The sequence below is a fragment of the Janthinobacterium sp. BHSEK genome (assembly GCF_056174685.1).
Map to the genome: position 1 here is coordinate 38890 of NZ_JBWBYV010000039.1, position 25378 is coordinate 64267.

23 protein-coding genes are annotated in these 25378 nt (G+C 65.3%); 12 read left to right on the forward strand and 11 right to left on the reverse strand.

Annotation, left to right across the window (positions count from 1 at the left end; translation table 11 throughout):
• Positions 1–2: 2 nt before the first annotated feature.
• The 3 genes from AC0V2Y_RS14865 (at position 3) to AC0V2Y_RS14875 (ending at position 4509) form a co-directional block, all read left to right on the forward strand.
• Positions 3–3116, forward strand: a complete 3114-nt coding sequence (locus tag AC0V2Y_RS14865; RefSeq protein WP_475417329.1) for an efflux RND transporter permease subunit — start codon at positions 3–5, stop codon at positions 3114–3116.
• Positions 3117–3478: 362 nt separating this feature from the next.
• Complete coding sequence (locus AC0V2Y_RS14870) at positions 3479–4198, forward strand: MgtC/SapB family protein (RefSeq protein WP_216350415.1); 720 nt, start codon at positions 3479–3481, stop codon at positions 4196–4198.
• The gene (locus tag AC0V2Y_RS14875; RefSeq protein WP_475417328.1) at positions 4198–4509 is read left to right on the forward strand and encodes a hypothetical protein; all 312 of its coding nucleotides are present in this window, start codon (positions 4198–4200) and stop codon (positions 4507–4509) included. The genes AC0V2Y_RS14870 and AC0V2Y_RS14875 overlap by 1 nt, the downstream gene beginning before the upstream one ends.
• Here AC0V2Y_RS14875 and AC0V2Y_RS14880 read toward each other — a convergent pair.
• Both AC0V2Y_RS14880 and AC0V2Y_RS14885 read right to left on the reverse strand, forming a co-directional pair.
• Entirely contained in the window at positions 4501–5898 is a 1398-nt protein-coding gene (locus AC0V2Y_RS14880; protein WP_475417359.1) for a sensor histidine kinase, read from the reverse strand. The genes AC0V2Y_RS14875 and AC0V2Y_RS14880 overlap by 9 nt on opposite strands.
• Positions 5891–6571, reverse strand: coding sequence for a response regulator transcription factor (locus AC0V2Y_RS14885; protein ID WP_475417327.1), 681 nt, complete (start codon positions 6569–6571; stop codon positions 5891–5893). The genes AC0V2Y_RS14880 and AC0V2Y_RS14885 overlap by 8 nt, the downstream gene beginning before the upstream one ends.
• Positions 6572–6809: 238 nt before the next feature.
• On the opposite strand from AC0V2Y_RS14885, the gene AC0V2Y_RS14890 reads away from it, so the two are divergent.
• Genes AC0V2Y_RS14890 through AC0V2Y_RS14900 form a run of 3 tightly spaced genes read left to right on the forward strand, consistent with a single transcriptional unit; the run spans position 6810 to position 12295 of the window.
• Entirely contained in the window at positions 6810–7934 is a 1125-nt protein-coding gene (locus tag AC0V2Y_RS14890; RefSeq protein WP_475417326.1) for an efflux RND transporter periplasmic adaptor subunit, read from the forward strand.
• The gene (locus AC0V2Y_RS14895; protein ID WP_475417325.1) at positions 7927–11031 is read left to right on the forward strand and encodes an efflux RND transporter permease subunit; all 3105 of its coding nucleotides are present in this window, start codon (positions 7927–7929) and stop codon (positions 11029–11031) included. Before AC0V2Y_RS14890 ends, AC0V2Y_RS14895 begins: the two co-directional genes overlap by 8 nt.
• Positions 11018–12295: a TolC family protein gene (locus AC0V2Y_RS14900; RefSeq protein WP_475417324.1), complete on the forward strand. Its 1278-nt coding sequence runs from the start codon at positions 11018–11020 to the stop codon at positions 12293–12295. The genes AC0V2Y_RS14895 and AC0V2Y_RS14900 overlap by 14 nt, the downstream gene beginning before the upstream one ends.
• A gap of 66 nt (positions 12296–12361) precedes the next feature.
• Here the strand turns inward: AC0V2Y_RS14900 and AC0V2Y_RS14905 are convergent, their stop codons facing one another.
• The 6 genes from AC0V2Y_RS14905 to AC0V2Y_RS14930 form a co-directional block, all read right to left on the reverse strand.
• Complete coding sequence (locus AC0V2Y_RS14905) at positions 12362–12550, reverse strand: hypothetical protein (protein ID WP_475417323.1); 189 nt, start codon at positions 12548–12550, stop codon at positions 12362–12364.
• Positions 12551–12630: 80 nt separating this feature from the next.
• Positions 12631–13548 carry a site-specific tyrosine recombinase XerD gene (gene xerD, locus AC0V2Y_RS14910; RefSeq protein WP_475417322.1) on the reverse strand — a complete coding sequence of 306 codons (918 nt, stop codon included), beginning with the start codon at positions 13546–13548 and terminating at the stop codon, positions 12631–12633.
• Positions 13545–14057: a methylated-DNA--[protein]-cysteine S-methyltransferase gene (locus AC0V2Y_RS14915; protein WP_475417321.1), complete on the reverse strand. Its 513-nt coding sequence runs from the start codon at positions 14055–14057 to the stop codon at positions 13545–13547. The genes xerD and AC0V2Y_RS14915 overlap by 4 nt, the downstream gene beginning before the upstream one ends.
• A gap of 425 nt (positions 14058–14482) precedes the next feature.
• Positions 14483–15763: a TRAP transporter large permease gene (locus tag AC0V2Y_RS14920; protein ID WP_099666605.1), complete on the reverse strand. Its 1281-nt coding sequence runs from the start codon at positions 15761–15763 to the stop codon at positions 14483–14485.
• Positions 15760–16332 carry a TRAP transporter small permease gene (locus AC0V2Y_RS14925; protein ID WP_092796197.1) on the reverse strand — a complete coding sequence of 191 codons (573 nt, stop codon included), beginning with the start codon at positions 16330–16332 and terminating at the stop codon, positions 15760–15762. The genes AC0V2Y_RS14920 and AC0V2Y_RS14925 overlap by 4 nt, the downstream gene beginning before the upstream one ends.
• 119 nt (positions 16333–16451) lie before the next feature.
• A complete protein-coding gene (locus tag AC0V2Y_RS14930; RefSeq protein WP_475417358.1) occupies positions 16452–17444 on the reverse strand; it encodes a TRAP transporter substrate-binding protein in 993 nt (330 codons plus the stop codon).
• Positions 17445–17589: 145 nt separating this feature from the next.
• Between AC0V2Y_RS14930 and AC0V2Y_RS14935 the strand changes: the two genes are divergently transcribed.
• Both AC0V2Y_RS14935 and AC0V2Y_RS14940 read left to right on the forward strand, forming a co-directional pair.
• Positions 17590–19614 carry a sensor histidine kinase gene (locus AC0V2Y_RS14935; RefSeq protein WP_475417320.1) on the forward strand — a complete coding sequence of 675 codons (2025 nt, stop codon included), beginning with the start codon at positions 17590–17592 and terminating at the stop codon, positions 19612–19614.
• 19 nt (positions 19615–19633) lie between these two features.
• The gene (locus tag AC0V2Y_RS14940) at positions 19634–20218 is read left to right on the forward strand and encodes a response regulator transcription factor (RefSeq protein WP_475417319.1); all 585 of its coding nucleotides are present in this window, start codon (positions 19634–19636) and stop codon (positions 20216–20218) included.
• A gap of 110 nt (positions 20219–20328) precedes the next feature.
• Here AC0V2Y_RS14940 and AC0V2Y_RS14945 read toward each other — a convergent pair whose 3' ends face one another.
• Positions 20329–21156 (reverse strand): siderophore-interacting protein, encoded by an 828-nt coding sequence (locus AC0V2Y_RS14945; RefSeq protein ID WP_475417318.1) that lies wholly within the window; start codon positions 21154–21156, stop codon positions 20329–20331.
• A 22-nt stretch (positions 21157–21178) separates the two neighbouring features.
• On the reverse strand, positions 21179–21730 hold the full coding sequence (locus AC0V2Y_RS14950) for a PadR family transcriptional regulator (RefSeq protein WP_436544075.1): 552 nt from the start codon (positions 21728–21730) through the stop codon (positions 21179–21181).
• Here AC0V2Y_RS14950 and AC0V2Y_RS14955 point away from each other — a divergent pair.
• Together AC0V2Y_RS14955 and AC0V2Y_RS14960 are read left to right on the forward strand one after the other, a co-directional pair.
• Entirely contained in the window at positions 21725–21847 is a 123-nt protein-coding gene (locus AC0V2Y_RS14955; protein WP_475417317.1) for a hypothetical protein, read from the forward strand. The genes AC0V2Y_RS14950 and AC0V2Y_RS14955 overlap by 6 nt on opposite strands.
• Positions 21848–21969: 122 nt before the next feature.
• Positions 21970–22347, forward strand: coding sequence for a DUF3052 family protein (locus AC0V2Y_RS14960; RefSeq protein ID WP_475417316.1), 378 nt, complete (start codon positions 21970–21972; stop codon positions 22345–22347).
• 7 nt (positions 22348–22354) lie between these two features.
• Here AC0V2Y_RS14960 and queG read toward each other — a convergent pair whose 3' ends face one another.
• A complete protein-coding gene (gene queG, locus AC0V2Y_RS14965; protein WP_475417315.1) occupies positions 22355–23446 on the reverse strand; it encodes a tRNA epoxyqueuosine(34) reductase QueG in 1092 nt (363 codons plus the stop codon).
• A gap of 78 nt (positions 23447–23524) precedes the next feature.
• On the opposite strand from queG, the gene tsaE reads away from it, so the two are divergent.
• Positions 23525–24013: a tRNA (adenosine(37)-N6)-threonylcarbamoyltransferase complex ATPase subunit type 1 TsaE gene (gene tsaE / locus AC0V2Y_RS14970; protein ID WP_070312279.1), complete on the forward strand. Its 489-nt coding sequence runs from the start codon at positions 23525–23527 to the stop codon at positions 24011–24013.
• On the forward strand, positions 23977–25374 hold the full coding sequence (locus AC0V2Y_RS14975; RefSeq protein WP_475417314.1) for an N-acetylmuramoyl-L-alanine amidase: 1398 nt from the start codon (positions 23977–23979) through the stop codon (positions 25372–25374). The genes tsaE and AC0V2Y_RS14975 overlap by 37 nt, the downstream gene beginning before the upstream one ends.
• Positions 25375–25378 lie beyond the last annotated feature (4 nt).

Genomic DNA, 25378 nt, shown 5'->3' on the forward strand with positions numbered 1-25378 from the left:
CCATGTGGATGACCAAAGTCAGCATTCAAAACCCCGTCTTCGCCACCATGGTCATGGTGGCGCTGGTGGTGCTGGGCATCTTCTCCTACCGGGGCCTGGGCGTGGAGAGCATGCCCAGCGTGCAATTCCCGTTCGCCGCCATTGAAGTGAACTACCCGGGCGCCTCGCCCGAAGCCGTGGAAAACGACATCACGCGCCCCATCGAGGACGCCGTCAATACCGTCAGCGGCATCAAGACCATCCGCGCCAATTCGTGGGAAGGACGCGCCGGCGTCTACCTGGAATTCGAGCTGTCGACCAACATGGACAAGGCCATGCAGGACTTGCGCGACAAGGTGGCCCTGGTGCGCCCGCGCTTCCCGAAGGAAGCCAAGGACCCGTTCATCGCGCGCGCCGAGGGCGACAACGAACGCCCCATCGCCACCATCGTGCTGACCTCGACCGGGCATGACCTGCGCGCGCTGTCGACCATGACGGAGCAGATCATCAGCAAGCGCTTCCAGGGCGTGGCCGGCGTGGGGCAAGTCAAGCTGCGCGGCCTGCGCGCGCGCCAGATCCTCATCAGCATGAAGCCGATCGAACTCAATGCCCAGGGCATCGGCGTCGATGAAGTGATCCGCGCCATCCAGGCGACGAACACCAACCTGCCGGCCGGCTCCATCAGCCATGGCGCGGCAGAGCAGCTGGTGCGCGTGGAAGGCAAGATCAAGGATGCGCGCGAATTCGGCAAGATCATCGTCGCGCGCCGCGCCGTCGGCCCCGTCTACCTGGACCAGGTGGCCACCGTCGTCGACGGCGAGCAGGAAGAACTGTCGATTTCGCGCATGAACGGCCAGCAGGCCGTGACCATGGAAATCACCAAGGTGCAGGACGCCAACGTGGTCGAAGTGGGCACCGGCATCCTGAAAGTGGCGGCGGACCTGCAAAAGACGCTGCCGCCCGATATCACCCTGCGCGTGCTCGATGACGAATCCGAGCGCGTGCAAAGCCAGCTCAATAACGTCAAGCGCACCATCATCGAAGGCGCCGTGCTGACCATGGTGATCGTCTTCCTGTTCCTGCACTCGTGGCGCTCGACCATCATCACGGGATTGACCCTGCCGATCTCCGTGCTGGCCAGCTTCATCGCCATGAAGGCCTTCGGCTTCACCCTGAACTTTTTGACCCTGATGGCGCTGTCCCTGTGCATCGGCCTGTTGATCGACGACGCCATCGTGGTGCGCGAAAACATCGTGCGCCACCTGGGCATGGGCAAGAACCACTACAAGGCGGCCAACGACGGCACCAATGAAATCGGCCTGGCCGTAATGGCCACCACCTTCGCCATCGTCGCCGTGTTCGTGCCCGTCGCCTTCATGGACGGCATCATCGGCCGCTTCTTCCTGCAGTTCGGCATCACCGTGGCCGTCGCCGTGCTCGTTTCCCTGTTCGTCAGCTTCACGCTCGACCCCATGCTGTCGTCCGTCTGGCGCGATCCCGTCAAGGACCGCTTCAAGTACGCGCCGTGGCTGGGCCGCTTCATGGCCTGGATCGAAACGGGCATCGACCGCCTGCACGTCTGGTACGGCAAGGTGCTGGCAGTCGCTTTGCGCTGGCGCAAGACCACGCTGGCCACGGCCGTGGCGCTGTTCGTCGGCAGCCTGATGCTCGTGCCCATGATCGGCGGCGAGATGTTCCCGGAAACGGACCAGGGCTGGGTCAACCTGCGCTTCAAGACGCCCGTCGGCTCCAGCCTCGAATACACGGATTCCAAGGTGCGCCAGATCGAAACGGCGCTGAAGGAATTTCCCGAGATCGACAGCCTGGTGGCCAATATCGGCACGCCCGATGGGCGCAACACGGCCGAGGTGAACCTGAAGCTGACGGACATCAAGACGCACAAGCGCCGCTCGCAGCAGGAACTGGAAAAGCTGATCCGCGAACGCCTGGCGCCGATTGCCGGCATCACCCTGTCCGTCGGCCAGCGTCCCATCTTCATCGCCATCCTCGGCACGGATGAAGGCAAGCTCGATGCGGTGGCGCACACCCTGATGGACAAGATGCGCAACATCAAGGGCCTGGCCGACATGGAATACAGCCAGGAAGGCGCCAATCCCTCGACCACCGTGAAGATCAATAACGAACTGGCCAGCGACCTGGGCTTGTCGGTGCAGCAGATCGGCAATGCCTTGCGGCCGTTCGTGGCGGGCGACACGGTCAGCCACTGGCTGGCCAGCGACGGGCAGAACTACGACGTCAACGTGCAGCTGCCGAAATCGGGCCGTCAAAAAGTGGCCGACCTGGCCGACCTGTCGCTCGCGTCGAGCAAGCTTGACGCGAACGGCAAGCCCGTCATGATTCCGCTGCGCCAGGTGGTCGAATTCGTGCCGTCCTCCAGCCCGCAGGTGCTCAAACGCCAGGCCTTGCAGCGCCGCGTCGCCATCTATGCTGGCGTGCAGGGCCGCCCTGCCGGCGACGTCGACGCCGACGTGCAGAAGGCCATCAAGTCCATCGACCTGCCGCCGGGCGTGCGCTTCGACGTGGCCGGCAATGCGCAGCAGATGGCCGAAACCATGGGCGGTGCGATGATGGCGCTGGGCATCGCCGTGATCTTCATCTACCTGGTGCTGGCGTCGCAATTCGGCAGCTTCCTGCAACCGATCGCCATCATGGTGTCCTTGCCGCTGTCCCTGATCGGCGTGCTGGCCGCGCTGCTGATCACGGGCAGCACCCTGAACATCTTCTCCGTGATCGGCTTCATCATGCTCATGGGCTTAGTGACGAAGAACGCGATTTTGCTAGTCGACTTCACCAATCAGCGCCAGCGCGAAGGCCTGGGGCAGTTCGAGGCGCTGATGGAAGCGGGGCAAGTGCGTCTGCGCCCCATCCTGATGACGACCCTGGCGATGGTGTTCGGCATGCTGCCGATGGCCATCGGCATGGGCGACGGCGGCGAATCGCAGGCGCCGATGGGCCGCGCCGTCATCGGCGGCGTGATCACCTCGACGCTATTGACGCTGGTGGTGGTGCCCGTCGCCTACACCTATCTCGACAGCCTGGGCAAGCGCGCCGCGCGCTTTTTCGGCGGCGGCGAGCATGCCGAATCCGCCGATGACGGCAAGGCACACGCCCACTGATTGACCGGTCGCCTTCACCGTCCCCGCATTGGCGGGGACGACGCGGCGGCTGCCTGAAGAGAGCTTCAGTTGACCAAAGCGGCACCACTGGCTAGACTGTCCCCGTTATCAATGATATGGAGTGACTCGTGGGTGCTTGTTCCAGTGACAGTAGTCGATTGACCATCGGCGATCGGCCTTAGGCAAGACGCGCGCATTCCGCCCGCCCTGCCCTCGGCAAGGTGCGGTTTTACCAGCGGCAGTACTCTCTCGCCGCCACTTCCCTCCTCATCGTTCCACCGTGATCGTCTGCTGCCCCCTTGCGGGCGGATTGTCTTCGCCCTTGCACTCGCCTGTTCCTCCCCAGCCGGGAGAAACTGATGGTGGTATTTGACTTTGCGCTGCGCGTTGCCGCGGCATTGACCCTGGGCGCCATGATCGGCGCCGAACGCCAGCTGCGCCAGCGCATGGCGGGCCTGCGCACGAATGCGCTGGTGTCCGTCGGCGCCTCGCTGTTCGTGATGGTTTCCGTGCTCGAAGGCGATGCCTCCGGCCATATGCGCATCGCCGCGCAGGTGGTGTCGGGCATCGGTTTTCTCGGTGCCGGCGTCATCATGCGCGAGGGCATGACGGTGCGCGGCCTGAACACGGCCGCCACCCTGTGGTGCTCGGCCGCCATCGGCATCCTGTGCGGCCTGGGCTTCGCGCTGGAAGCGGCCATCGGCACGGGCTTCGTGCTGATCGCCAACCTGGTGCTGCGCCACCTGGCGCAACGCATCAACGCCCACGGCAGCGAAGCGGGCATCGAGACGGAAAGCATCTACCGCGTGACGGCCGTGTGCGAGGCGGAGCAGGAAGTCCAGGTGCGCAAGCTGATGCTGCGCTTGATCAGCGGCATGCCGGCGCTGATGCTGCAATCCTTGCACAGCGAGGACGCCGCGCAGGCCGGGCGCATCGAAGTGCGGGCCGACCTGCTCACGCCCTTGTCCAGCCTGGGATTGCTGGAACAGATCGTCAGCCAGGTGAGCCTGGAAGGCAGCGTCTCGGCCGTGCGCTGGGCGCTGGTGAACAACGCGGAATTTGTCGCCGAACGGGGAGTGTGATGATGAAAAAATTCTTCCATTGGTTCGCCAGGCGCGGCCCCGTCGTGGCCACCTACCGCCTGACCGTCACCTGCCCCGCGGCGCAGGCCGACCACGTGGTGCGCCTGCTGCTGGCCGAACTCAAAGGCGCGGGCCTGGCGCCGTCGCAGATGCTGCGCAGCTGGGACGATGCCCGGCAAGTGGTGCGGCTGATCGCCACGGTGCTGTGCCAGGCCGTGCAGCGCGCCGTGCTGGTGCGCTTCGTCAACCGCGCGGGCGCCTGGCCGCAAGTGCGGCAGGTGCGCTGGGAAGGCGTGGCCCCCTCAGCTTGACGCGGGCAGGCGCATGAGGAACAGCGCGCCGCCTTGCGGGCGGTTGCGCGCCTCGATGCTGCCGCCGTAGGCGTGCACGATGGCTTGCGACAGGGCCAGGCCCAGGCCGAAGCCGGGCGCCTCGCCCGCGCGCGCCTGGGCGCCCCGGTAAAAGCGCTCGAACAGATGCGGCAGGTCTTCCACGCCGATGCCCGGTCCCGCGTCCGCCACGCCGACGAGCGCATGTTCGCCCTCGCGCGCCACGTGCACGGTGATGCTGCTTCCTGGCGGCGAAAACTTCACGGCGTTATCGAGCAGATTGGCCAGCACCAGATCCACGGGACCGGCCGCCACGCGCGCCTGCACGGCCACGCTGTCATCGAAGACGATGCGGATGCCGCGCTGCGCGGCCGGCTTTTCCAGCCGCTGTGCGGCCGCCCGCACGAGCGGATTGAGCGCGATGGTTTCCACGGCATTGCGCTCCTGGCCCACGTCCAGGCGCGTGAGCATCAGGAGCTCTTCCACCAGCGTCGTCAGGCGCTGCACTTCGTCGAGACAGGACGCCAGCGCATCGACATACTCGGGCGCTTCGCGCGGGTGGCGCAGGGTGATTTCGATTTCCGTGCGCAGGCGCGACAGGGGCGAGCGCAGTTCGTGCGAGGCGTCGGCCGTGAAGCGGCGCTGCGCATCGTAGCCGTGTTCCAGGCGGTCCAGCATGGCGTTCAGGGTATCGACCAGGCGGCCGATCTCGTCCTGCGTGCCGGGATGGGGCAGGCGCTGGTGCAGGCTGGCTTCGCCGATCGAATGCGCCTGGTCCACCACATCGTCAATGGCGCCCAGCACGCGGCGCGTGAGCATTTCGCCGGCCAGGCCCACGGCCGCCAGCAAGGCCAGCGCCATGGCGCCAAACAGCACGGTGGCCGCGGCCAGCACGTGGTTGGCGTCGTCGAGCGAACCGGCCACCTGCACCGCCAGGCGCGCGCCGGATGAGGGCACGGGAATCGAGACCATGCGCAGCGGCTCTTCGCCGAACTTGGGCAGGGTTTCGAAGACGGTCTCGCCGGCCGCCAGGCGCGCCAGCAGGGCGGGCGGCGCCGGCAGCTGCGCCGCCTCCAGGTTGCGGCTGCGCGCCAGCACGCGGCCTTCGCCATCGATGATCTGCACCAGGCGGTCCAGGCGCGTCAACGACGGCGGCGCCAGTCCCGGCGCCACCTCGTGCACCTGCACGGGCTGGCGCGGCGCGGCCGGCAGCATGGCCATTTCCGTCTCGGCCAGCGCCAGCAGCGCCGCATCGAGCTGGCCATGCACGGCGCGCGACAGGCCCCAGTAGCCGGCCAGCGCCGTGCAGGCGACGATGGCGAGGATGACGGCCAGGTGCACCAGCAGCAATCGCTTGCGAAAGCTAGCCATCATGGTTTTCCGCCAGGCGGAAGCCGCGTCCGCGCACCGTGTGGATCAAGGGCGGCAAGCCCGGCGCATCCACTTTTCCCCGCAGGTTGCGCACGTGGACATCGATCAGGTTGTCGATGCCGATCAGGTCCGCCTGCCAGATCTGCTCGGCCAGGCGCGCGCGGCTGACCACCTCGCCCGCCTGGCGCAGCAGGATCAGCAGAATCGCGTATTCCTTGGGAGTCAGCACCAGCGGCGCGCCGGCCCGTGTCGCCTGGTGGCTGACGGGATCGAGCGTCAGGTCGGCCAGCGCCAGCACCAGCGGGCGGCTGATGTCGGAGCGGCGCAGCAAGGCGCGGATGCGCGCCAGCAGCTCCTCGAATTCGAACGGTTTGGTCAGGTAATCGTCGGCGCCCGTGTTCAGGCCCGCCACCCGGTCGGCCGTGGCGTCGCGCGCCGTGAGCATCAGCACGGGCGTCTGGATGCCGCGCGCGCGCAAATCGCGGCAAAAATCGATGCCCTGCTTGCCCGGCAACATCCAGTCCAGCACGATCGCGTCGTAATCGACGGCGTAGCTTTCGTCCTCGCCCTCTTCCGCGCTGTGCGCCACGTCGACGACAAAGCCTTCTTCCTGCAAGCCACGGGCCAGCAGGCGCGCAGCCTTGCGGTCGTCTTCCACCAGGAGGATTCTCATGCCTGCCTTTCCCATTGTGCTGCGTTTTCCCGCATTTTCCATCCTTGCATTTTACCGCGCCGCACCGTGCGCGCGCGGAACCTGAAGAATGATTCAGGCGTTCTTGGGCGCTTCTTCAGGAGCACATTGCTATGCTTTTCCGGCGCTGTCATACCGCTGCCCGCGCTCCCCTCTGACCGCCCGCCTGGGCACGGCATCCACGCATGCCCCATCACCATCAATAACAAGGAAACACGGGATGAACACGACCACCCGCAACGCCCTGGGCGCCAGCTGCGCCCTCGCTCTCGCCTGCTCGGCCCTGGCCGGCTGCGCCAAACCGACGGCGGCAGCCACGCCGCCCGTCCAATCGATGCATCTGGACGACGGCAGCATCGCCGTCGACAGGATGTCGCCGCTGCGCCAGCGCCTGCAGATCGCGTCCGTGCAGGAACAGGAGTTCGCCACGCAGACGGAGGCGCCGGGCAGCATCGAAGCGATGCCGGAAAAACTGGTGAAGATCACGCCGCCCCTGGCAGGCCGGATCACGCGCTTGCAGCGCGCGCTGGGCGACAGCGTGAAGGCGGGCGACCCGCTGTTCACGCTCGACTCGGCGGAACTCAGTGCCGTCTACGCGGACGACAGCAAGGCGAAGTCCGTCCTGCTGCAGGCGCGCCAGGAACTCGAGCGCCAGAAAACCCTGTTCGAGGCGGAGATCGCCGCGCGCAAGGAGTACGAATCGGCCCAGGCGGCCTTTGCGCAGGCGGGCAGCGACGCCCAGGCCAGCGCCGACAAGCTGGCCCAGTACGGCGCCGGCGCGCGCGGTTCGCGCCGCGACTACGTGCTGCGTTCGCCCATCGCCGGCACCGTGATCGCCATGGACGGCGCCCAGGGCGGCTACTGGAACGATATCAACGCGCCCGTCATGACGGTGGCCGATCTCTCCACCGTGTGGCTGTCGGCCAACGTGGCCGAGCGGGACCTGGCCCAGGTCGCCGTGGGCCATTCGGCCCGCATCACCGTCGACGCCTGGCCCGGCAAGGCTTTCGAGGGCAAGGTCGCGTATGTGGGCGCCGTGCTCGATCCCGAGACGCGCACGGTGCAAGTGCGCGTGGCCATCGACAACCGCGCCGGCGCCTTCAAGCCGGGCATGTTCGCCCACGCGGGATTCGCCGGCGCCAGCCGCCGCGCACTCCTCGTGCCCGCAGCGGCCGTGCTGCAGAGCGGGCCGTCGACGCGCGTGATGGTCGAGCGCAGCCCGCTGGTATTCACGCCGCGCACGGTGGAAGTGGGCGCCAGCCATGGAGAACAGGTGGAAATCCTCGCCGGCCTGAAAGCGGGCGAACGCATCGTCGTCAAGGAAGGAGTGCTGCTCAATGATTGACCGTTTCATCGCCACCTGCTGCCAGCGGCGCGGCATCGTCTGGCTGGTGCTGCTGTTCGTCGCCGTCTACGGCGTCTACTGCTGGAAGCAGCTGCCCATCGAAGCCTATCCCGACATCGCCGACGTCACCTCGCAGATCGTCACGCAGGTGCCGGGCCTGGGCGCCGAGGAAATCGAGCAGCAGATCACCATTCCGCTCGAGCGCGCCCTGCTGGGTACGCCCGGCATGCACGTGCTGCGCACGCGCAGCCTGTTCGCCCTGTCGCTGATCACGGTGGTGTTCGAGGACGGCAGCGACGGCTACTTCACGCGCGAACGGTTACAGGAGCGCCTGGCCAGCGTGAACCTGCCGTACGACGCCAAGCCGGGGCTCGATCCCTACACCTCGCCCACGGGCGAGATCTACCGCTACACGCTGGAGTCGAAAACACGGTCTTTACGCGAACTGTCCGAGTTGCAGTTCTGGACCGTGATCCCGCGCCTGCAGCAGGTGCGCGGCGTGGCGGACGTCAGCAATTTCGGCGGCCTGACGACGCAATTCATGCTGGAACTCGACCCCGCAAAACTGGACAGCTACGGCTTTTCGCTGGCACAGGTGAAGGACGCCATCAACGCCAACAACGTCAGCGGCGGCGGCAGCGTCATCGACCGCGGCCAGCAATCGTACGTGGTGCGCGGCGTGGGCCTGCTGCATTCGCTCGATGACATGGGCAACGTCGTCGTCAGCAGCAAGGACGGCGTGCCCGTGCTGGTGAAGGACCTGGGCAAGCTCGCCTACGGCAACGTCGAGCGGCGCGGCATCCTCGGCAAGGACGACAACCCCGACACCATCGAAGGCATCACCCTGCTGCTGAAGGATTTCAACCCGTCCGAAGCGCTGGCCGGCATCCATGCGGCCGTCGATGACTTGAACGCCAACGTGCTGCCGAAGGACGTCAAGGTCGTGCCCTACCTGGACCGCAGCTCGCTGATCGACGCCACCCTGCACACGGTCGGATTCACCTTGGGCGAAGGCATGCTGCTGGTCGCCCTCGTGCTGCTGCTGTATCTGGGCAGCCCGCGCGCGGCCGCCATCGTCGCGCTGACGATTCCGCTGGCCCTGCTGATCGCCTTCATCTTCATGCACCACTTTAAGATTCCCGCCAATTTGCTGTCGCTGGGGGCGATCGACTTCGGCATCCTCGTCGACGGTTCCGTGGTGGTGCTGGAAAACATGCTGCGCCGCCGCGAGCGGGAACAGGAGCGGCCCCTCACCCTGCAGGACGCCATCGACGCGACCCTGCAGGTGGCGCGCCCCATCATGTTCGGCATGGCCGTCATCATCGCCGCCTACCTGCCCCTGTTCGCCTTCCAGCGCATCGAGTACAAGCTGTTTTCGCCCATGGCGTATGCGGTGGGCGCGGCGCTGGCGGGCGCGCTGGTGGTGGCGCTGGTGCTGATCCCCGGCCTGGCCTGGCTGGCCTTGCGCAAGCCGCGCCGCACCTTCCATAACCGCGCGCTGGACAAGCTGGCGGGCGCGTACGGGCGCTTCCTCGAACGCATGGTGGGCAAGAAGCGCTGGGTGGCGATGGTGTGCGCAGGATCGCTCGCAGCGCTTGCCATCCTGGGCGGCAGCATCGGCCGCGATTTTTTACCCTACCTCGATGAGGGTTCGCTGTGGCTGCAGGTGCAGATGCCGCCCGGGATCACCCTGGACAAGGCGTCGGACATGGCCGGCGAACTGCGGCGCGCCGCGCTGGAATTTCCCGAAGTGTCGACCATCGTCACGCAGACGGGGCGCAACGACGACGGCACCGATTACTGGACGCCGTCGCACATCGAGGCGAGCGTGGGACTGCATCCATACAAAAGCTGGAAGTCGGGCATGAGCAAACAGCAGCTGATCGCGAAAATGAACGCGCGCTTCGCGCGCATGCCGGGCGTCACGGTGGCCTTCATGCAGCCGATGATCGATGGCGTGCAGGATAAATTGTCGGGCGCGCACAGCGACCTGACGGTGAAAATCTTCGGCAACGACCTCGATGAAGTGCGCGCCATCGCCGGCAAGGTGGCAAATGTCCTGAAGGCTGTCCATGGCGCCTCGGACGTGGCCGTGGACGTGGAGCCGCCGCTGCCCAACCTGAAGGTGGAACTGGACCGTGCCAAGGCGGCCCGCTATGGCATCAATGCAGCCGACGTGGCCGACCTGATTGCCACCGGCATCGGCGGCGCGCCCATCGGCCAGGTGTACGTGGGCGAGAAAAGCTACGACATCGCCGTGCGCTTCCCGCCCGCCACGCGTTCCAGCCCCGATGCCATCGCCAGCCTGAAGCTCACGGCCGCCAACGGCGCCAGGATACCGCTGGCGCAGGTGGCCACCATCAGCACCACCTCGGGCGAAAGCGTGATCGTGCGCGAAATGGGGCGGCGCCACATCATCGTGCGCCTCAACGCCCGCGGACGCGACCTGGCCGGTTTCCTGGCCGAAGCGCGCCCGCTGGTGGCGCAAGCCGTGGCCAACGAGCACCAGCGCATCAGCGTCGAGTGGGGCGGCCAGTTTGAAAACCTGCAGCGCGCGCAAAGCCGTTTGGCCCTGATCCTGCCGATGACCCTGGGCGCCATGTTCCTGCTGCTGTTTGGCCAGTTCCGCAACCTGCGCCAGCCCGCGCTGGTCTTGCTGGCCGTGCCGCTGGCCATGCTGGGCGGCCTGGCCGCGCTGCACCTGCGCGGCATGACCCTGAACGTGTCGAGCGCCGTCGGCTTCATCGCCCTGTTCGGCGTGGCCGTGCTCAATGCCGTGCTGATGCTGGCGCAGATCAACCGCTTGCGCGCGGATGAAGGCATGAGCTTGCGCGAGGCCGTGCTGGGTGGCGCGCGCGACCGCATGCGCCCCGTGCTGATGACGGCCACCGTGGCCGCCCTGGGGCTGACGCCGGCCATGCTGGCGACGGGCCTGGGCAGCGACGTGCAGCGCCCGCTGGCCACCGTGGTGGTGGGCGGCCTGGTGACGGCGACGGCGCTGACCTTGCTGCTGTTGCCGGCCCTGTATTACCTGATCGAGGCGTATGTACAACAACGCCGGATCGATACCGAAGGAGTGAACCATGACACGTTTTAAAGTCCTGCTGGCGGCCTGGCTGATCGCCCCCGGCGCCAACGCCGCGCCCTTGACCTTCGAGACCTATTTGTCCGCCGTGGAGAGCCACAGCCTGGAATTGCAGGCGCAGCAGGAAGACATCGTCTCGGCCAAGGCCGGCATCGGCATCGCCGGCCTGCGTCCCGATCCCGAATTCACGCTGGGCGCCACGCGCGAAACCGTGCGCAGCGTCGAACACCGTCCCGTCACGTGGAATCCGGCCATCAGCATGGCCATCGAGACAGGCGGCAAGCGCGCCGCGCGCTTGAAGGCGGCGCACAGCCATGTCGCGCTGGCCGAGGAAACGGTGGCCGGCTTCAAAAGCGAACTGTATGGCACGGCCGCCGCGGCGTTCACGGAAGCGTGCCGCACGCGCGAGGTCCTCGCGCGCAAGCAGCAGACCATGGCGGCCCTGTCGAAAGTCGTCGAGGCGAACGCCGTGCGTCGCAAGGCGGGCGACGTGGGCGGCATCGAGCTGCTGCAGTCGCGCGTGGAACGCGACCAGTTCCAGGCCGAGCTGGCGCAGGCGCGCAGCGAGGCGGACAGCGCCATGTTGAATTTGTCGCCCCCCTTGGGCCGCCAGTTCGACAGCCTGTTTCCGGACGCGCAGCTGGCCTGCGATTTCGCCGCGTATGCCGACCAGGATGCCAGCACCCTGGTGCCGCAGGCGCTGCGCGAGCGCAGCGACGTGCGCATCGCCCGCGCCACCGTGGACAATCTGCGCGACGGCGCGGCGCTGGTGCGCGCCAACCGCTCGGTCGACCCGACCGTCACCGTGGGCCTGGCCGCCGCGCGCGGCTACCATGACGGCTTTGACGCCAGCGGCAATCCCGTCGACGGGTCGCCGCGCTCGCGCGCCTTGAGCGTATCGCTGGCCATCCCCATCCCCCTGTCGCGGCGCGACAAGGGCGACGTGGTGCAGGCGGAAGCGGGCGTGACGCAGGCGATGCTGGCTCTGCGCCAGGCGGAACTGGCGGCGGAAACGCAGGTACGCACGGCGCAGCGGCAGCTGCGTGCGGCGCAGGACAGGCTGGCGCGCTACCGCGACGGCGTGCTGGTCGATGCGCAAAAGGTGGTCGACGGCATGCGCCTGTCCTACTTCAGCGGCAATGCTTCGCTGCTGGAATGGCTGGCGGCGCAGCGTTCGGCCGATGAGGCGTATCAGGGCTATGTGCAGGTGCGCGCCGATGCGGCCATCGCCAGCACGCAGCTGCAACTGGCGATCGGCCAGCGGCCGCGCTTGTAGCGGGGGAAGGGAAAACGAAGGGAGACCGGCGCGGCCATGCCGCACCGGTCGTCAGAAACAGGGGAATTACTGAGGCTGGGCAGGAGCGTCGGTAGCGTCGTCCGCTTCGGGCTCGTCACCCTCGGCACCCTCTTCGCCATCGGCCGGCTTCGGATTGTTCTTCGCTTCCAGCTTGCGCCTGGCTTTTTCCTCGGCTTTCTTCTTCTTTTCCAGCTCTTTTTGCCGTTTTTCGTATTGGAAATTTGTCTTGGCCATTTACTACCTCTTTAGTTTTTAGATGTTACACATAAGCATATAAGGCACATTATGACGTAGTTGGAGCAAACTCCAAATGTTTAGCCTCGCGGATGATGCTGCGCATGCAGCAGTTTCAGCCGCTCACGGGCCACATGCGTGTAAATCTGCGTGGTGGAAATATCCGAGTGCCCCAGTAACAATTGCACAACACGCAAGTCCGCGCCATGGTTGAGCAAATGCGTGGCGAACGCGTGGCGCAAGGTATGCGGCGACAGCGGCGCCGTGATGCCGGCGCTCAGCGCGTGTTTCTTGATGATGACCCAGAACATTTGCCGCGTCATGGCGCCCCCGCGCCGCGTGACGAACAGCGCGTCGTCCATCTGCCCGTCGAGGATGACGCCGCGCGCTTCCTTCAGGTAGCGCTCGATCCACAGCCGCGCCTGTTCGCCGAACGGCACCAGGCGCGTCTTGCTGCCCTTGCCCGTGATGCGCAGCACGCCATCGTTGAGGCTCAGCTCCACCGATTGCAAGTCCACAAGTTCCGACACGCGCAAGCCGCTCGCATACATGAGTTCGAGCATGGTGCGCTCGCGCAAGCCCAGCGGCGTGCTCACGTCGGGTGCCGCCAGCAAGGCTTCCACCTGCGCTTCGCTCAGCGTGTGCACGAAGCGCGCCGGCTGCTTGGCCGACACCATCTTCAGGCACGGGTCGGCGGCGATATGCTTGTGCCGCAGCGCCAGCTGGTAAAAGCGCTTGAGCACGGACAGGCGCCGGTTCGACGAGGTCGCCTTGCTCTCGTCGTGGCGGGCGGCGAAATACGCCTCGATGTCGGCCGTGGCCACCTCGTACAGGCCCTCGCGCCCGGGCCGCGCCACTTCCAGCCAGCGGGCGAACAGCCGCATGTCGCGCCGGTAGGCATCGAGCGAGTTTTTCGACAGGCCGTCCTCCAGCCACAGGCTGTCGCAGAATTCATCGATCAGGGTGGCGTTGTCCGGCGCCAGCAGGCTGTTCATCATCGTGTTGACCACCCCATGCCCGCCACGCCTTCATGCGCCAGCAGCCAGCGCTTCACGCCCAGGTGGAAGCCCGTCGCGTCGTCGTGGTGCGCAAAGCCGCCCAGGCCGCCGGCGGCCGTGACGCGGTGGCAGGGGATCACCACGGGAAACCAGTTGGCGCCGCATGCCTGGCCCACGGCGCGCGGCGCCGAGCCGATCAGGCGTGCCACGTCGCCATACGTGCGCACCTGGCCGCGCGGAATGCCGGCGATCGCCGCCCATACCCGTTGCTGGTAAGCGCTGCCCAGGCCTGCCAGCGGCAGGTCGAACGGCGCATCGGGATCGCGGAAATAGCGCGCCAGTTGCGCGCAGGCACGTTCTGAAACGGCATCCTGCGCCTCCTTCTCGGCGAAGTGCGGCGGCAGGTAGACCAGTTCGCATAAGCGGCCGTCCTGCGCGCGCACGCCCATGGCGCCGAACGGCGCGGCCACGATGGCGCTGAACAGTTCACTGCCCTGTTGTTTTTTCATCTGCTGATCATTATTCAAGTGTGGCATATATGCAACCTGCCGGCGCCGGAAACGGCGCCACGGGAATTATGCACCGACTTTGGGCGTGCCGGCGGACGTTTCCCGGGGACGAAAAAAAAGCGCACCAGCCGGTGCGCTTCAAATATTGCTTCACGTTCCCGGTCGTTTGGGTCCGCCGGTGCCGGCTTGTGGCCGCAGACAGCTATGACTCAACAACTTCTGTGAAACGTGTGTCTCCTCAATATATCCCCGGTATCAATACCGTTTTTATAGACCACTCCCCCACTAACCTTGTTGCCAATTCTGTATTTCAGCCTTGCTACCGGGGCGCATATGCATATACGTGTTTCCCCTTAAGGCTGCCCATCATAGCGCATTTGTTCGGCCGGATCGACTTTTTTTGCACCATGACGGGGACAACTGTTTTAGTTGTAAATTAAATTTGGCAGCCACAGCGAGATTTGTGGTACGTAGGTAATCAGCACCAGGAAACCCAGCATCGTCAGCAACCACGGCATCACGGCCACGGTCAGCTCCGAGATGCCCATCTTGGTGATGCCGGACGCCACGTACAGGTTCAGGCCCACGGGCGGATGGCACATGCCGACCTCCATATTGACCACGATCAAGATACCGAAGTGCACGGGATCGATGCCCAGCTTCATGGCGACGGGGAACAGGATCGGCGCCATGATCAGCACGATGGACGACGGCTCCATGACGTTACCAGCCAACAGCAGCAGCACGTTGACCACCAACAAGAAGCTGATCACGCCCAGGCCCTTGCCCGTGATCCATTCGGCCATCGCCTGCGGGATGTTTTCGCTCGTCATCAGGAACGAGAACAGCACGGCATTCGTGATGATGTACAACAGCATCGCCGACATGGCGGCCGAATCGAGCAAGACCTTGCCCACTTGCTTGATCTTCAAGTCCTTGTAGACGAAGACGGCGATGATGAAGGCGTACACGGCAGCCATGGCGGCCGCCTCCGTCGGCGTAAACGCGCCCGAATAGATGCCGCCCATGACGATGACGATCAACAGCAGGCCCCAGGCGCTCTTCTTGAACGTGACGAAGCGCTCGCCCCAGCTGGCCTTCTGCATGCGCGGATAGTTGTGCTTGCGCGCCAAAAACCACGTGGTCAGGCCCAGCAGCATGGCCAGCATCATGCCGGGAATCACGCCCGCCATGAACAGCTTGCCCACGGACGTGTTCGTGCTGACGGAATACATCACCATCACGATCGAGGGCGGGATCAGGATGCCCAGCGCGCCCGAGGTGGTGATGACGCCGGCGCCGAAACCGCGCGGATAGCCCTGCTTGACCATGGCCGGCAGGATGATGGAGCCGATCGCCACCACGGTGGCGGGGCTGGAGCCAGAGACGGCCGCAAACAGCGCGCACGCCATCACGCCGGCCAGCGCCAGGCCGCCATGCCAGTGACCGACCATCGAGCTGGCGAAATTGATCATGCGCCGCGCCACGCCGCCATGCGTGAGGAAGTTACCCGCCAAAATGAAGAACGGGATGGCCATGATCTCGAATTTCTCGATGCCCGTAAAAATCTTCAGGGCCACCGATTCGATGGGCACGCTGGTCATGGTGAACAGGAACGTCAATACCGTCAGGCCCAGCGAGATGGAGATCGGCATGCCGGTCAGCATCAGTGCCAGCAGCAGCACAAAAATAATCAGCGCGTTCATGCCTTGGCTCCTTTTTCTTCCGCCGTCAGTTCGTCTTCCAGCCCCTCGACATGCGAGTGGTCGTGTTTTGGCAGGGCGCCCGTCTTGATGAAATGCACCATCACCTGCAGGAAACGGAAGCACATCAGGTAGGAACCGAGCGGCACGGCCAGGTAGACCAGCCACATCGGTATTTCCATGTCGGCCGAAGTCTGGTCCGTGTGGCCGATCGACCACACGAAGCTGGCGCCCAGGGTCCCGACGATGCCCGTAAACAGGGCGCCGGCGGCCAGGCCGAAGACGATGAAGCGGTCGCGCCAGCGCGGGTTCATGCGGTTGATCAGGACGTCGACGCCCACGTGGATGCCCGTGCGCACGCCATACGCGGCGCCGAACTTGGCCATCCAGACGAACATGTAGATGCACAGTTCCTGGGCCCAGCTGGTGTTGATTTGAATCAGGAAGTCTTGCAGGCCCGGTATCGGCAAGCCTGCCAGGTAGCGGTGCACGACCGCCACGAAGATGATGAAGGTGGCCGCGCCCATCAGGGACGCGATCAGCCACTCTTCCAGGTGATCCAGAAATTTCATGGTGGACTTTCAAAGAATGCGGGTACACGGACTCCCGCGCAGGACGCGCAGGAGTCATTCGAGCCATTGGCAGGGAAGACCCTGCCTGGCGCACCAGGCGGTGCGCTACAGCATGCTGCTTACTTCGCGCTTTCCTTGTTGATGGCCGAAATCAGATCCTTGCCGATGCGCCCTTCCATGGCCTTCTGCACGGGCGCCAGCGCCTTGCGCCACTCGGCCTGTTCCTGCACCGTCAGCGTGTAGATCTGCGTCTTGCCCGCTTTCTTGATGGCCTCGAGGGCCTGGTCGTTGTCGCGCTGGGCGATGGCTTTTTCAAACGTGGTCGCCTCGCGCATGGCTTTTTCCAGCTGGCCGCGGATATCGGGCGGCAAGCCATCCCAGAATTTCTTGTTGACGATGACGGCATAACCCAGGTAGCCGTGGTTGGACACGGTCACGTGCTTTTGCACTTCATGCATCTTTTGCGTGTACATATTCGATGGAGGATTTTCCGTGCCGTCGACCACGCCCGTCTGCAGCGCCTGATACACTTCCGAGAAGGCCAGCACCTGCGGGTTGGCGCCCAGCGCGCGCATCTGCGCATCGAGCACCTTGGACGACTGGATGCGCATTTTCAGGCCCTTGAAATCGGCCGGCGTGTGCAGCGGCTTGTTGGCAGACATCACCTTGAAGCCATTGTCCCAGTAGGCCAGGCCCGTGATACCCTTGGGTTCCAGCTTTTTCAGCAGGCTCTTGCCGATTTCGCCTTCGGTGACGTTGTACAGCGCCGTCTTGGTGGGGAAGATGTAGGGCAGGTCGAACGCTTCGAATTCCTTCACGCCCAGCGGACCGAACTTGGCCAGCGAAGGCGCCAACATCTGCACGGCGCCCAGCTGCAGTGCTTCGAGTTCTTCCTTGTCCTTGTACAGCTGGCTGTTCGGGTACAGTTCGACCTTGACCTTGCCATTCGTGGCTTTTTCAGCCAGTTGCTTGAAGCGTTCGGCGGCCTGGCCTTTCGGCGTGTCCGTGGCCACGACGTGGCTGAACTTGATGACGATGGGCGCCTGCGCGTAAGCGTGCACGCCGGCGGTGGCGCCGATGGCTGCGCACAGCGCGACGAACAGGGTTTTCATTGGTGGCAGTTGCATTTTTGTCTCCTGAATGGTGTTTAAAAAAACTTTATTATTTGTCTACTTGGATATTGTGCCAAAGAAACTGCCTCGGCTATTGTGGTTAACCACAATAGCCGGTTCCCGATAAGCCGCTACCCTGCCAGCCATGCCGACTCCCCCCACCCTTGCGCGCCGCTTCAAGCTATCGAGTCCGATGCGCTGGCTGCTGCCCGTCATCCTGCTGCTGCTGTTCCTCTCCGTCCTGTTCTGGCTGCCTTGGCAGGCGCGCCAGATGGAAAGCAACGAGCGCCAGGAGCAGCTGATCGCCGACACGCTGTGGGTCGAGCAGACCATCCGCTTCCAGCTGGCGCGCAACGAGGAAAGCCTGTTCAACCTGGGCGTGGACATCGCCAGCGGCTCCCTGTCGGCGGAAAAAGTGCACGAACGGCTGCAGCAGATGTTGCGCAATGGCCGTGAACTGCAGCGCGTGCTGTGGCTCGACACGAGCGGCAAGGTGCTGGCCACCAGCGACAGCAATCCGCCGCACGCCCTGGCGTTTTCTCCCGCCTCGCTGACGGCGGCCGACAATGCGCGCCGCCTGCACCGGGGCCAATACGCCCAGCCTTCGCAGCAGACGGGCTTTCCCGACGCGCCACCCGGTGCCATGCTGATGGATTACCACCAGCCCCTGTTCGATGGCCAGCGCTATGTCGGCAGCCTGGTGGCCACCTATCAGATCAGCAGCCTGCTCGATGAAATGGTGCCGTGGTGGTTCGCCCAGGATAACCAGATTTCGCTGATCGACCGCGATGACAAGGTGCTGGCGCGGCGCGCCGCCGCCGGTCCCGGCCACGGCGTGTACACGCACAAGCGCGCGCTCGACGTGCCCGGCGCCACCATCACCCTGTTTACCGACAGCGTGAAAAGCCAGCCCAAGCTGCTGCCCAATCTGCTGGTCGGCTCCGTCATCGCCCTGTCGCTGGGTTTGCTGTGGAGCTTGCTGGCCCTGTGGCGCCATATTTCGCGCCGCCTGGTGGCTGAAGGAGCGCTGCGCCAGCAGATGCTGTTTCGCACGGCGATGGAAAACTCGCTGGTGACGGGCATGCGCGCGCGCGACCTGGAAGGCCGCGTCACGTACGTGAATCCCGCGTTTTGCCAGATCGTCGGCTATCCGCCCGAGGAAATCCTGGGACGCCTGCCGCCCATGCCCTACTGGGTGCCCGAGGCGCTGGAGGAATACCAGCAGCGCTTCGTCAAGGCCCTGGCCGGCAATCCCACGCCGCAGTTCGAAACCTATTTCCAGCGCCCGGACGGCACGCGCGTGCCCGTGCTGATCTTCGAGGCGCCGCTGGTGGACAAGAACGGCCAGCAGACGGGCTGGATGGGCTCCGTGCTCGACATCTCGGACCGCAAGCGCGTCGAGGAACTCAACCGTCAGCAGCAGGAAAAACTGCAAACGAGCTCGCGCCTGGCCACCATGGGCGAGCTGGCGTCGATGCTGGCGCATGAATTGAACCAGCCGCTGGCGGCCATTTCCAGCTACACGACAGGGGCCTTGAATTTGATCCGCCGCGCCATCGAGCATGACGCCCCCGTCGATCCGGGCACCCTGAAACCGGCGCTGGAACAGGCCAGCGCGCAGGCGCAGCGGGCCGGCCAGATCATCCGCAGCGTGCACGATTTCGTGCGCAAGAGCGAACCGCAGCGCCAGGATATCGCCATCCGCACCCTGATCGACGGCATCCGCGCGCTGATCGACCTGCAGGCGCGCAAATACTATGTCACCATCCAGGAAGAACTGCCGCCGGACCTGCCGCTGCTGCGCGCCGACCCCGTGATGATCGAGCAAGTGCTGCTGAACCTGACGCGCAACGCCATCGAGGCGATGCAGGATGCGGCGCCCGGACGGCGTATCATGCGCCTGCGGGCCAGCCACGACGCGCAGCAGGGCATGGTGACGGTGGACGTGATCGACCATGGCCACGGCATTGCGCAGGACGTGGCCGAGCGGCTGTTTTCACCGTTTTTCTCGACCAAGTCCGAAGGCATGGGCATGGGCCTGAACATCTGCCGCACCGCCATCGAATTTCACGGCGGCGCGCTGACCTTCGGCGCCAACCCCGCTGGCGGTACCATCTTTACCTTCAGCGTGCCGGCCGCGCCGCGCGCCGCACCAAGCAATAACGAATAACCGACAAGCCGGAGACACCATGCTACACATTATCGACGACGAAGAAGTCGTGCGCGACTCCCTCTCCTGGCTGGCCGCCTCGCGCAGCATCGAGGCGCGCAGCTACGCCAGCGCCCAGCAATTCCTCGATAGCCTCGACGGCGGCTTCGACGCCGCCGGCGACTGCGTGCTGCTCGACGTGCGCATGCCCGACATGAACGGCATCGCCCTGTTCGACCAGCTGGTCATGCGCGACCTGACGGCGCGCCTGCCCGTGATCTTCCTCACCGGCCATGGCGACGTGCCAATGGCCGTCGACAGTTTGAAACGGGGCGCCTTCGATTTCTTTGAAAAGCCGTTCAACGACAACGACCTGATGGACCGCGTGCAGCAGGGCCTGGCCAACTCGCGCCAGGCCGGCGAACTGGCCGCCGTGCACGCGCGCCTGGCCACCCTGTCGACGCGCGAACGCGAAGTGCTGGACCTGATTTTGGCGGGCAAGATGAACAAGGTGGTGGCCGACAAGCTGGGCATCAGCATGCGCACCGTGGAAGTCCACCGCGCGCATATCTTCGACAAGATGCAGGTCAAGACGGCGGTGGAGCTGGCGGGGTTGTTGAAGTAATGGCGGTAACGTTGGATTACGCGGCGCTGGCGCGCCGCTAATCCAACCTACGCCATGATGCACAATGTAGGTCGGGTTAGCGCAAAGCGCGTAACCCGACACCAGCACCATCACTCGTCGTGATGCTCGTGATGCTCCGCCGCCCCATGCTTCCAGTAACTGGCCACATGCAGATGCTGCTTCGGCACGCCGGCGTCGATAAAGTGCCCGCGCAAGCCCTGCACCTGCGCGTGCTCGCACGCCACCCACACGTAGCCGTCGCCCTCTGACGGCAGCGCGATCTGGCGCAAGGCGTCGAGCAACAGCGGCCCTTGGCGGCCATTGCGCGCCACCCAGCGCAGGTCCAGCTGCGCCGCGCTATCGAGCGCGATCTGTTCGCCGTCTTCGACGATCTCGATCACGGCAATCGCCCGCGCCGTGGCCGGCAGTTGCTCCAGGCGGCGGGCGATGGCCGGCAAGGCCGTCTGGTCGCCCACCAGCACATACCAGTCGAAGTCGAGCGGCACCAGCATGGAACCGCGCGGGCCGCCCACGCCCAGGGTCTGGCCGGGCGCCGCTTGCGCCGCCCACAACGATGCAGGCCCGTCGCCATGCAGCACGAAGTCGATGTCCAGCTCGCGCCGCGCGGCGTCGTAGCGGCGCGGCGTGTAATTGCGGGCGATGGGACGCGCGCCTTCCGCGTACTGGATGGGATTCGGCCCATTGCCCAGCACAGGGAACACGGGCGTGGTCTGCCCCGGCGCGGGGAAGAACAGTTTCACGTGGTCGTCGTGCGCCGGCGAGACAAAGCCTTCCAGGTCGTCCCCTGCCAGCGTGATGCGGCGCATGTGCGGCGTCAGCTGCTCGGTGCGCACGACGGTGAGCACGCGCAGTTTCAAGTCATGCCGCACGCGTTCGATGGCGTGCGGGCGTGGTGTTGCAGGTGAGGCAGTAGTCATTGCTTGTCCTTGTAAAGTGGGCTCAGTGGCCGTCGACGATGGCGTTCGCCGCCTGTTCCAGCACGGCGGAGACACGTTCGGCTTCCGCCTCGCTCCAGCTGGTCTTGTTCAGCAGCAGCGCATGCTTGAGGGTGTGCATGGCCTGGCGCACGCGCTCGGGCAAGGCGTTGCGCGCCTGGACGCGGGCAAACATGTCGAGGCGGGCCAGGATGCCGTCCACCTGGGCGCGGTTCTCGTCGAGATAGGCGCGGCCCAGGTCCGTGATCGTATAGAGCTTCTTGCCGCTGGCGCTTTCGGAGGACGTCACATGGTCCTGCTCTTCCAGCAAGGTCAAGGTCGGATACACGGCACCGGGGCTGGGGGCGTAGGCGCCGCCGCAACGCTCTTCGATGGCCTTGATGATTTCATAGCCGTGGCGGGGGCTGATCTCGATCAGCGCCAGCACGATCAGCGGCAGGTCGCCGCGGCCGAAGACGCGCTCGGCCCGTTCGCCGCGTCCGCCCCGGCCACCGGGGCCGCCATGGCCCATGCCGTCGCCGCGCTCGTCGAAGCCGCGCGGGCCGCGGCCGTGCATGTAGTAGTCACTGCGGTCTTCGTGGCGATGTTCGCCATGATGATGGTGATGCTGGCCGCAATGGCCGTGATGATGGTGGTGCTGATGGCCATGATGGCCGTGTTCTGCGTGGTGTGAGTTTCTCATGTTTTCTCTTTAAAGATATATCGTTAGTAGGTATCGTCATTCTATAACGATATATCGATAAGTCAAGGAGAAATTTGTTATGCTCGTCTTTCCGCAATCTACACGTCCATGCCATGCCTGAAAAAACCGTCGCTGAAAAAATGTATGTGAAAAATGCCAGGGCCCTGGCCGTGCTCAATGACGGCAGCGAGCATGCCGCCCTGCTGGCGCAGTTGCCGGCCGAACGGCGGGTGAGCGAAGGAGAGAACGCCGACTGGATATTGCTGTTCGCGCGCAGCCGCGCGGAACTGGAGCAGTTCCTGCCGGCGGCGCAGGCGCGCCTGGCGCCCGGCGGCGCGGTCTGGGTAGCCTACCGCAAGGGTGGCATAAAAGCGGGCAGCGACATCCACCGCGACGATCTCCGCAGTTTTGCGCAAACAATGGGACTCGATAGCGTGGCGATGGTCGCCATCGACGCCGACTGGTCGGCGTTGCGCCTGAAGCAGGCGTAAACCGGCGCTAATCGATGCCGTGCAGCGCCAGCGCCCATTCGACGTGTTCGCGCACGATGGCCGACGGGTGCGCGCGGCGCGACAGCAGGGCCGCGACGATGTCGGCCTGGCCCCGGGCCTTGGCGGCCGCGTTGCCCATGCCGACGGCCAGGTTGCGCAACCAGCGTTCGTGGCCGATGCGGCGGATGGCGCTGCCTTCCATGCGGCGGTTGAATTCCTCTTCCGTCCAGGCGAACAGTTCCACCATGCCGGCGCTGCCCAGGCTGTGGCGCTCGTCGAAATCGGGCACGACGGCGCGCTGGGCGAACTTGTTCCACGGGCAGACGGTCTGGCAATCGTCGCAGCCGTACACCTTGTTGCCGATCAGGGGACGCATCTCGACGGGAATGGCGCCTTTCAGCTCGATCGTCAGGTAGGAGATGCAGCGCCGCGCGTCGAGCTGGTACGGCCCCAGGATGGCTTGCGTCGGGCACACCGTGATGCACGCGGAGCACTGGCCGCAGCGCGGGGTCTCCGGCGGGTCGACGGGCAGCGGCACGTCGATGAGTATCTCGCCGAGGAAAAAGAAGGAGCCGCCCTGGCGGTTGATCAGCAAGGTATGCTTGCCGCGCCAGCCCAGCCCTCCCTTTTGCGCCAGTTCCACTTCCATCACGGGCGCCGAATCGCTGAAGACGCGGTAGCCGAAGTCGCCGATCTCGCCCTTGATGCGCTCGGCCAGCTGCTGCAGGCGCGAACGCATCACCTTGTGGTAGTCGCGGCCACGCGCATACACGGAGATCACGGCCGCCGCAGGGTCGGCGTCGCGCGCCGCCTCGTGCGCGCGCCAGTCCGGCCCCAGCGCCGGCGGCAGGTAGTTCATGCGGGCGCTGATGGCGCGCACCGTGCCCGGCACCAGCTCGGCCGGGCGCGCGCGCTTCATGCCGTGGCTGGCCATGTAATCCATTTCGCCGTGATACCCTGCATCGAGCCACGCCTGCAAGGGCGCTTCCATGTGCGACAGGTCCACGTCGGCGATGCGCACCTCGGCAAAACCCAGCTCGCGCCCCCATTCCTTGATGGTGCGCGCCAGGACGGCGAGATCGGTGACGGTGGCGGACATAGGGGACTTTACGGAAAACGGCAGGCGCGCGGGCGGTTACAATGACAGCAGCCTCCATTTTATGCGATACGGAAGATAATGACCGAACACTTCACAGCCCACCTCCACGACGAAGCCGGCACCGCCGCGCTGGGCGCCGCGCTGGCGCGCGCGCTGGCGCCGGGCCTGGCGATCTACCTGCACGGCGACCTGGGCGCCGGCAAGACGGCCCTCACGCGCGCGCTGCTGCACGCGGCCGGCCACGCGGGCCACGTCAAAAGCCCCACCTACACCTTGTCCGAACCGTACACGGTGCGGCTCGACGGCCAGAGCGTCAACGTCATCCACTTCGACCTGTACCGCATGGGCAGTGCCGAGGAATTCCTCGACGCGGGCTTTCGCGAAGACTTCGACGGGCGCAATATCTGCATCGTCGAATGGCCGGAGAAAGCCGAACCGGTGCTGCCGCCGGCCGACCTGAATATTTATTTGAACGTTGCGGGTACAGGACGTGATGTAGAATTGCAAGCGTCTTCTGAATTGGGTCTGTCATGCCTTCACCGTCTCAAATTCGCCCCGAACCTTTGATCTCCTCGCCCATCACCCGGCGCACGGTGCTCAAGGCCGGCGGCACCCTGCTGTTGTCCGTGTTCGCGCCGATGTCGGCGATGGCGGCGCAAATTCTCGCCGTGCGCGTCTGGCCGGCCGAGGACTACACGCGCGTCACCCTGGAAAACGACAGCATCCTCAAGGCGACCCACTTCATCGTCAAGGATCCGGAACGGCTGGTGGTCGACATCGAAGGGCTGGAACTCAATCCCACCTTGAAGGGCCTGGTGGCGAAGATCCAGTCGAACGACCCGTACATCAAGCAGGTGCGCGTGGGCCAGAACCGGCCCAACGTCGTGCGCCTCGTGTTCGACCTGAAAGAGGAAGTCACGCCACAGCTGTTTACCCTGCCGCCGGCCGGCTCCTACAACCACCGTCTGATCTTCGACCTGTATCCCGTGCGCGAGCCGGACCTGATCGCGCAGATGATCGAAAAGGGCGACTGGTCGAGCGACCCGGCCAAGCCGCCCATGGCCGACACGCATACGCCGCCGCCCGCGCTGCCGCTGCCCGAGAGCGGCAAGCCGCCCGTGGCCGCCGTCACGCCGGTAACGCCGATCGTGCCGCCGGTGCCCGAACTGCGTCCGGAACAGCGCCCCGAAGCACGCCCCCTGCCGGGCCAGAAAGTGGTGCGCATGATTACCATCGCCCTCGATCCGGGCCACGGCGGCGAAGACCCGGGCGCCATGGGCAGCCGGGGCAGCCGCGAAAAGGACGTGGTGCTGGCCATCGCCAAGCGTCTCAAGACCAAGCTGGAATTGCAGCCGAACATGCGCGTCATGCTCACGCGCGACGCCGACTTCTTCGTCCCGCTGGGCATGCGCGTGGAAAAGGCGCGCAAGGTGCAGGCCGACCTGTTCGTCTCGATCCACGCCGACGCCTTCATCCAGCCGACGGCGCGCGGCTCGTCCGTCTTCGTGCTGTCCGAAAAAGGCGCCACCTCGACGGCCGCGCGCTGGCTGGCCAACAAGGAAAACCAGGCCGACCTGATCGGCGGCGTGAACGTGAAGAACCACGACAAGCAGCTGGCCAGCGTGCTGCTCGACCTGTCGACGACGGCGCAGATCAATGACAGCATGAAGCTGGGCAAGGCCGTGCTGCGCGAAATCGGCGGCATCAACCGCCTGCACAAGGGTTCCGTCGAGCAGGCCGGCTTCGCCGTGCTGAAAGCCCCCGACATCCCCTCCATCCTGATCGAGACGGCCTTCATCTCGAATCCGGAGGAAGAAGCCAAGCTGACCGACAACGGCTACCAGGACCAGATGGCCGACGCCATCGTCACGGGCATCAAAAATTACTTTGCCAAGAATCCGCCGCTGGCGAAAAGCCGTTTGACCTGACATG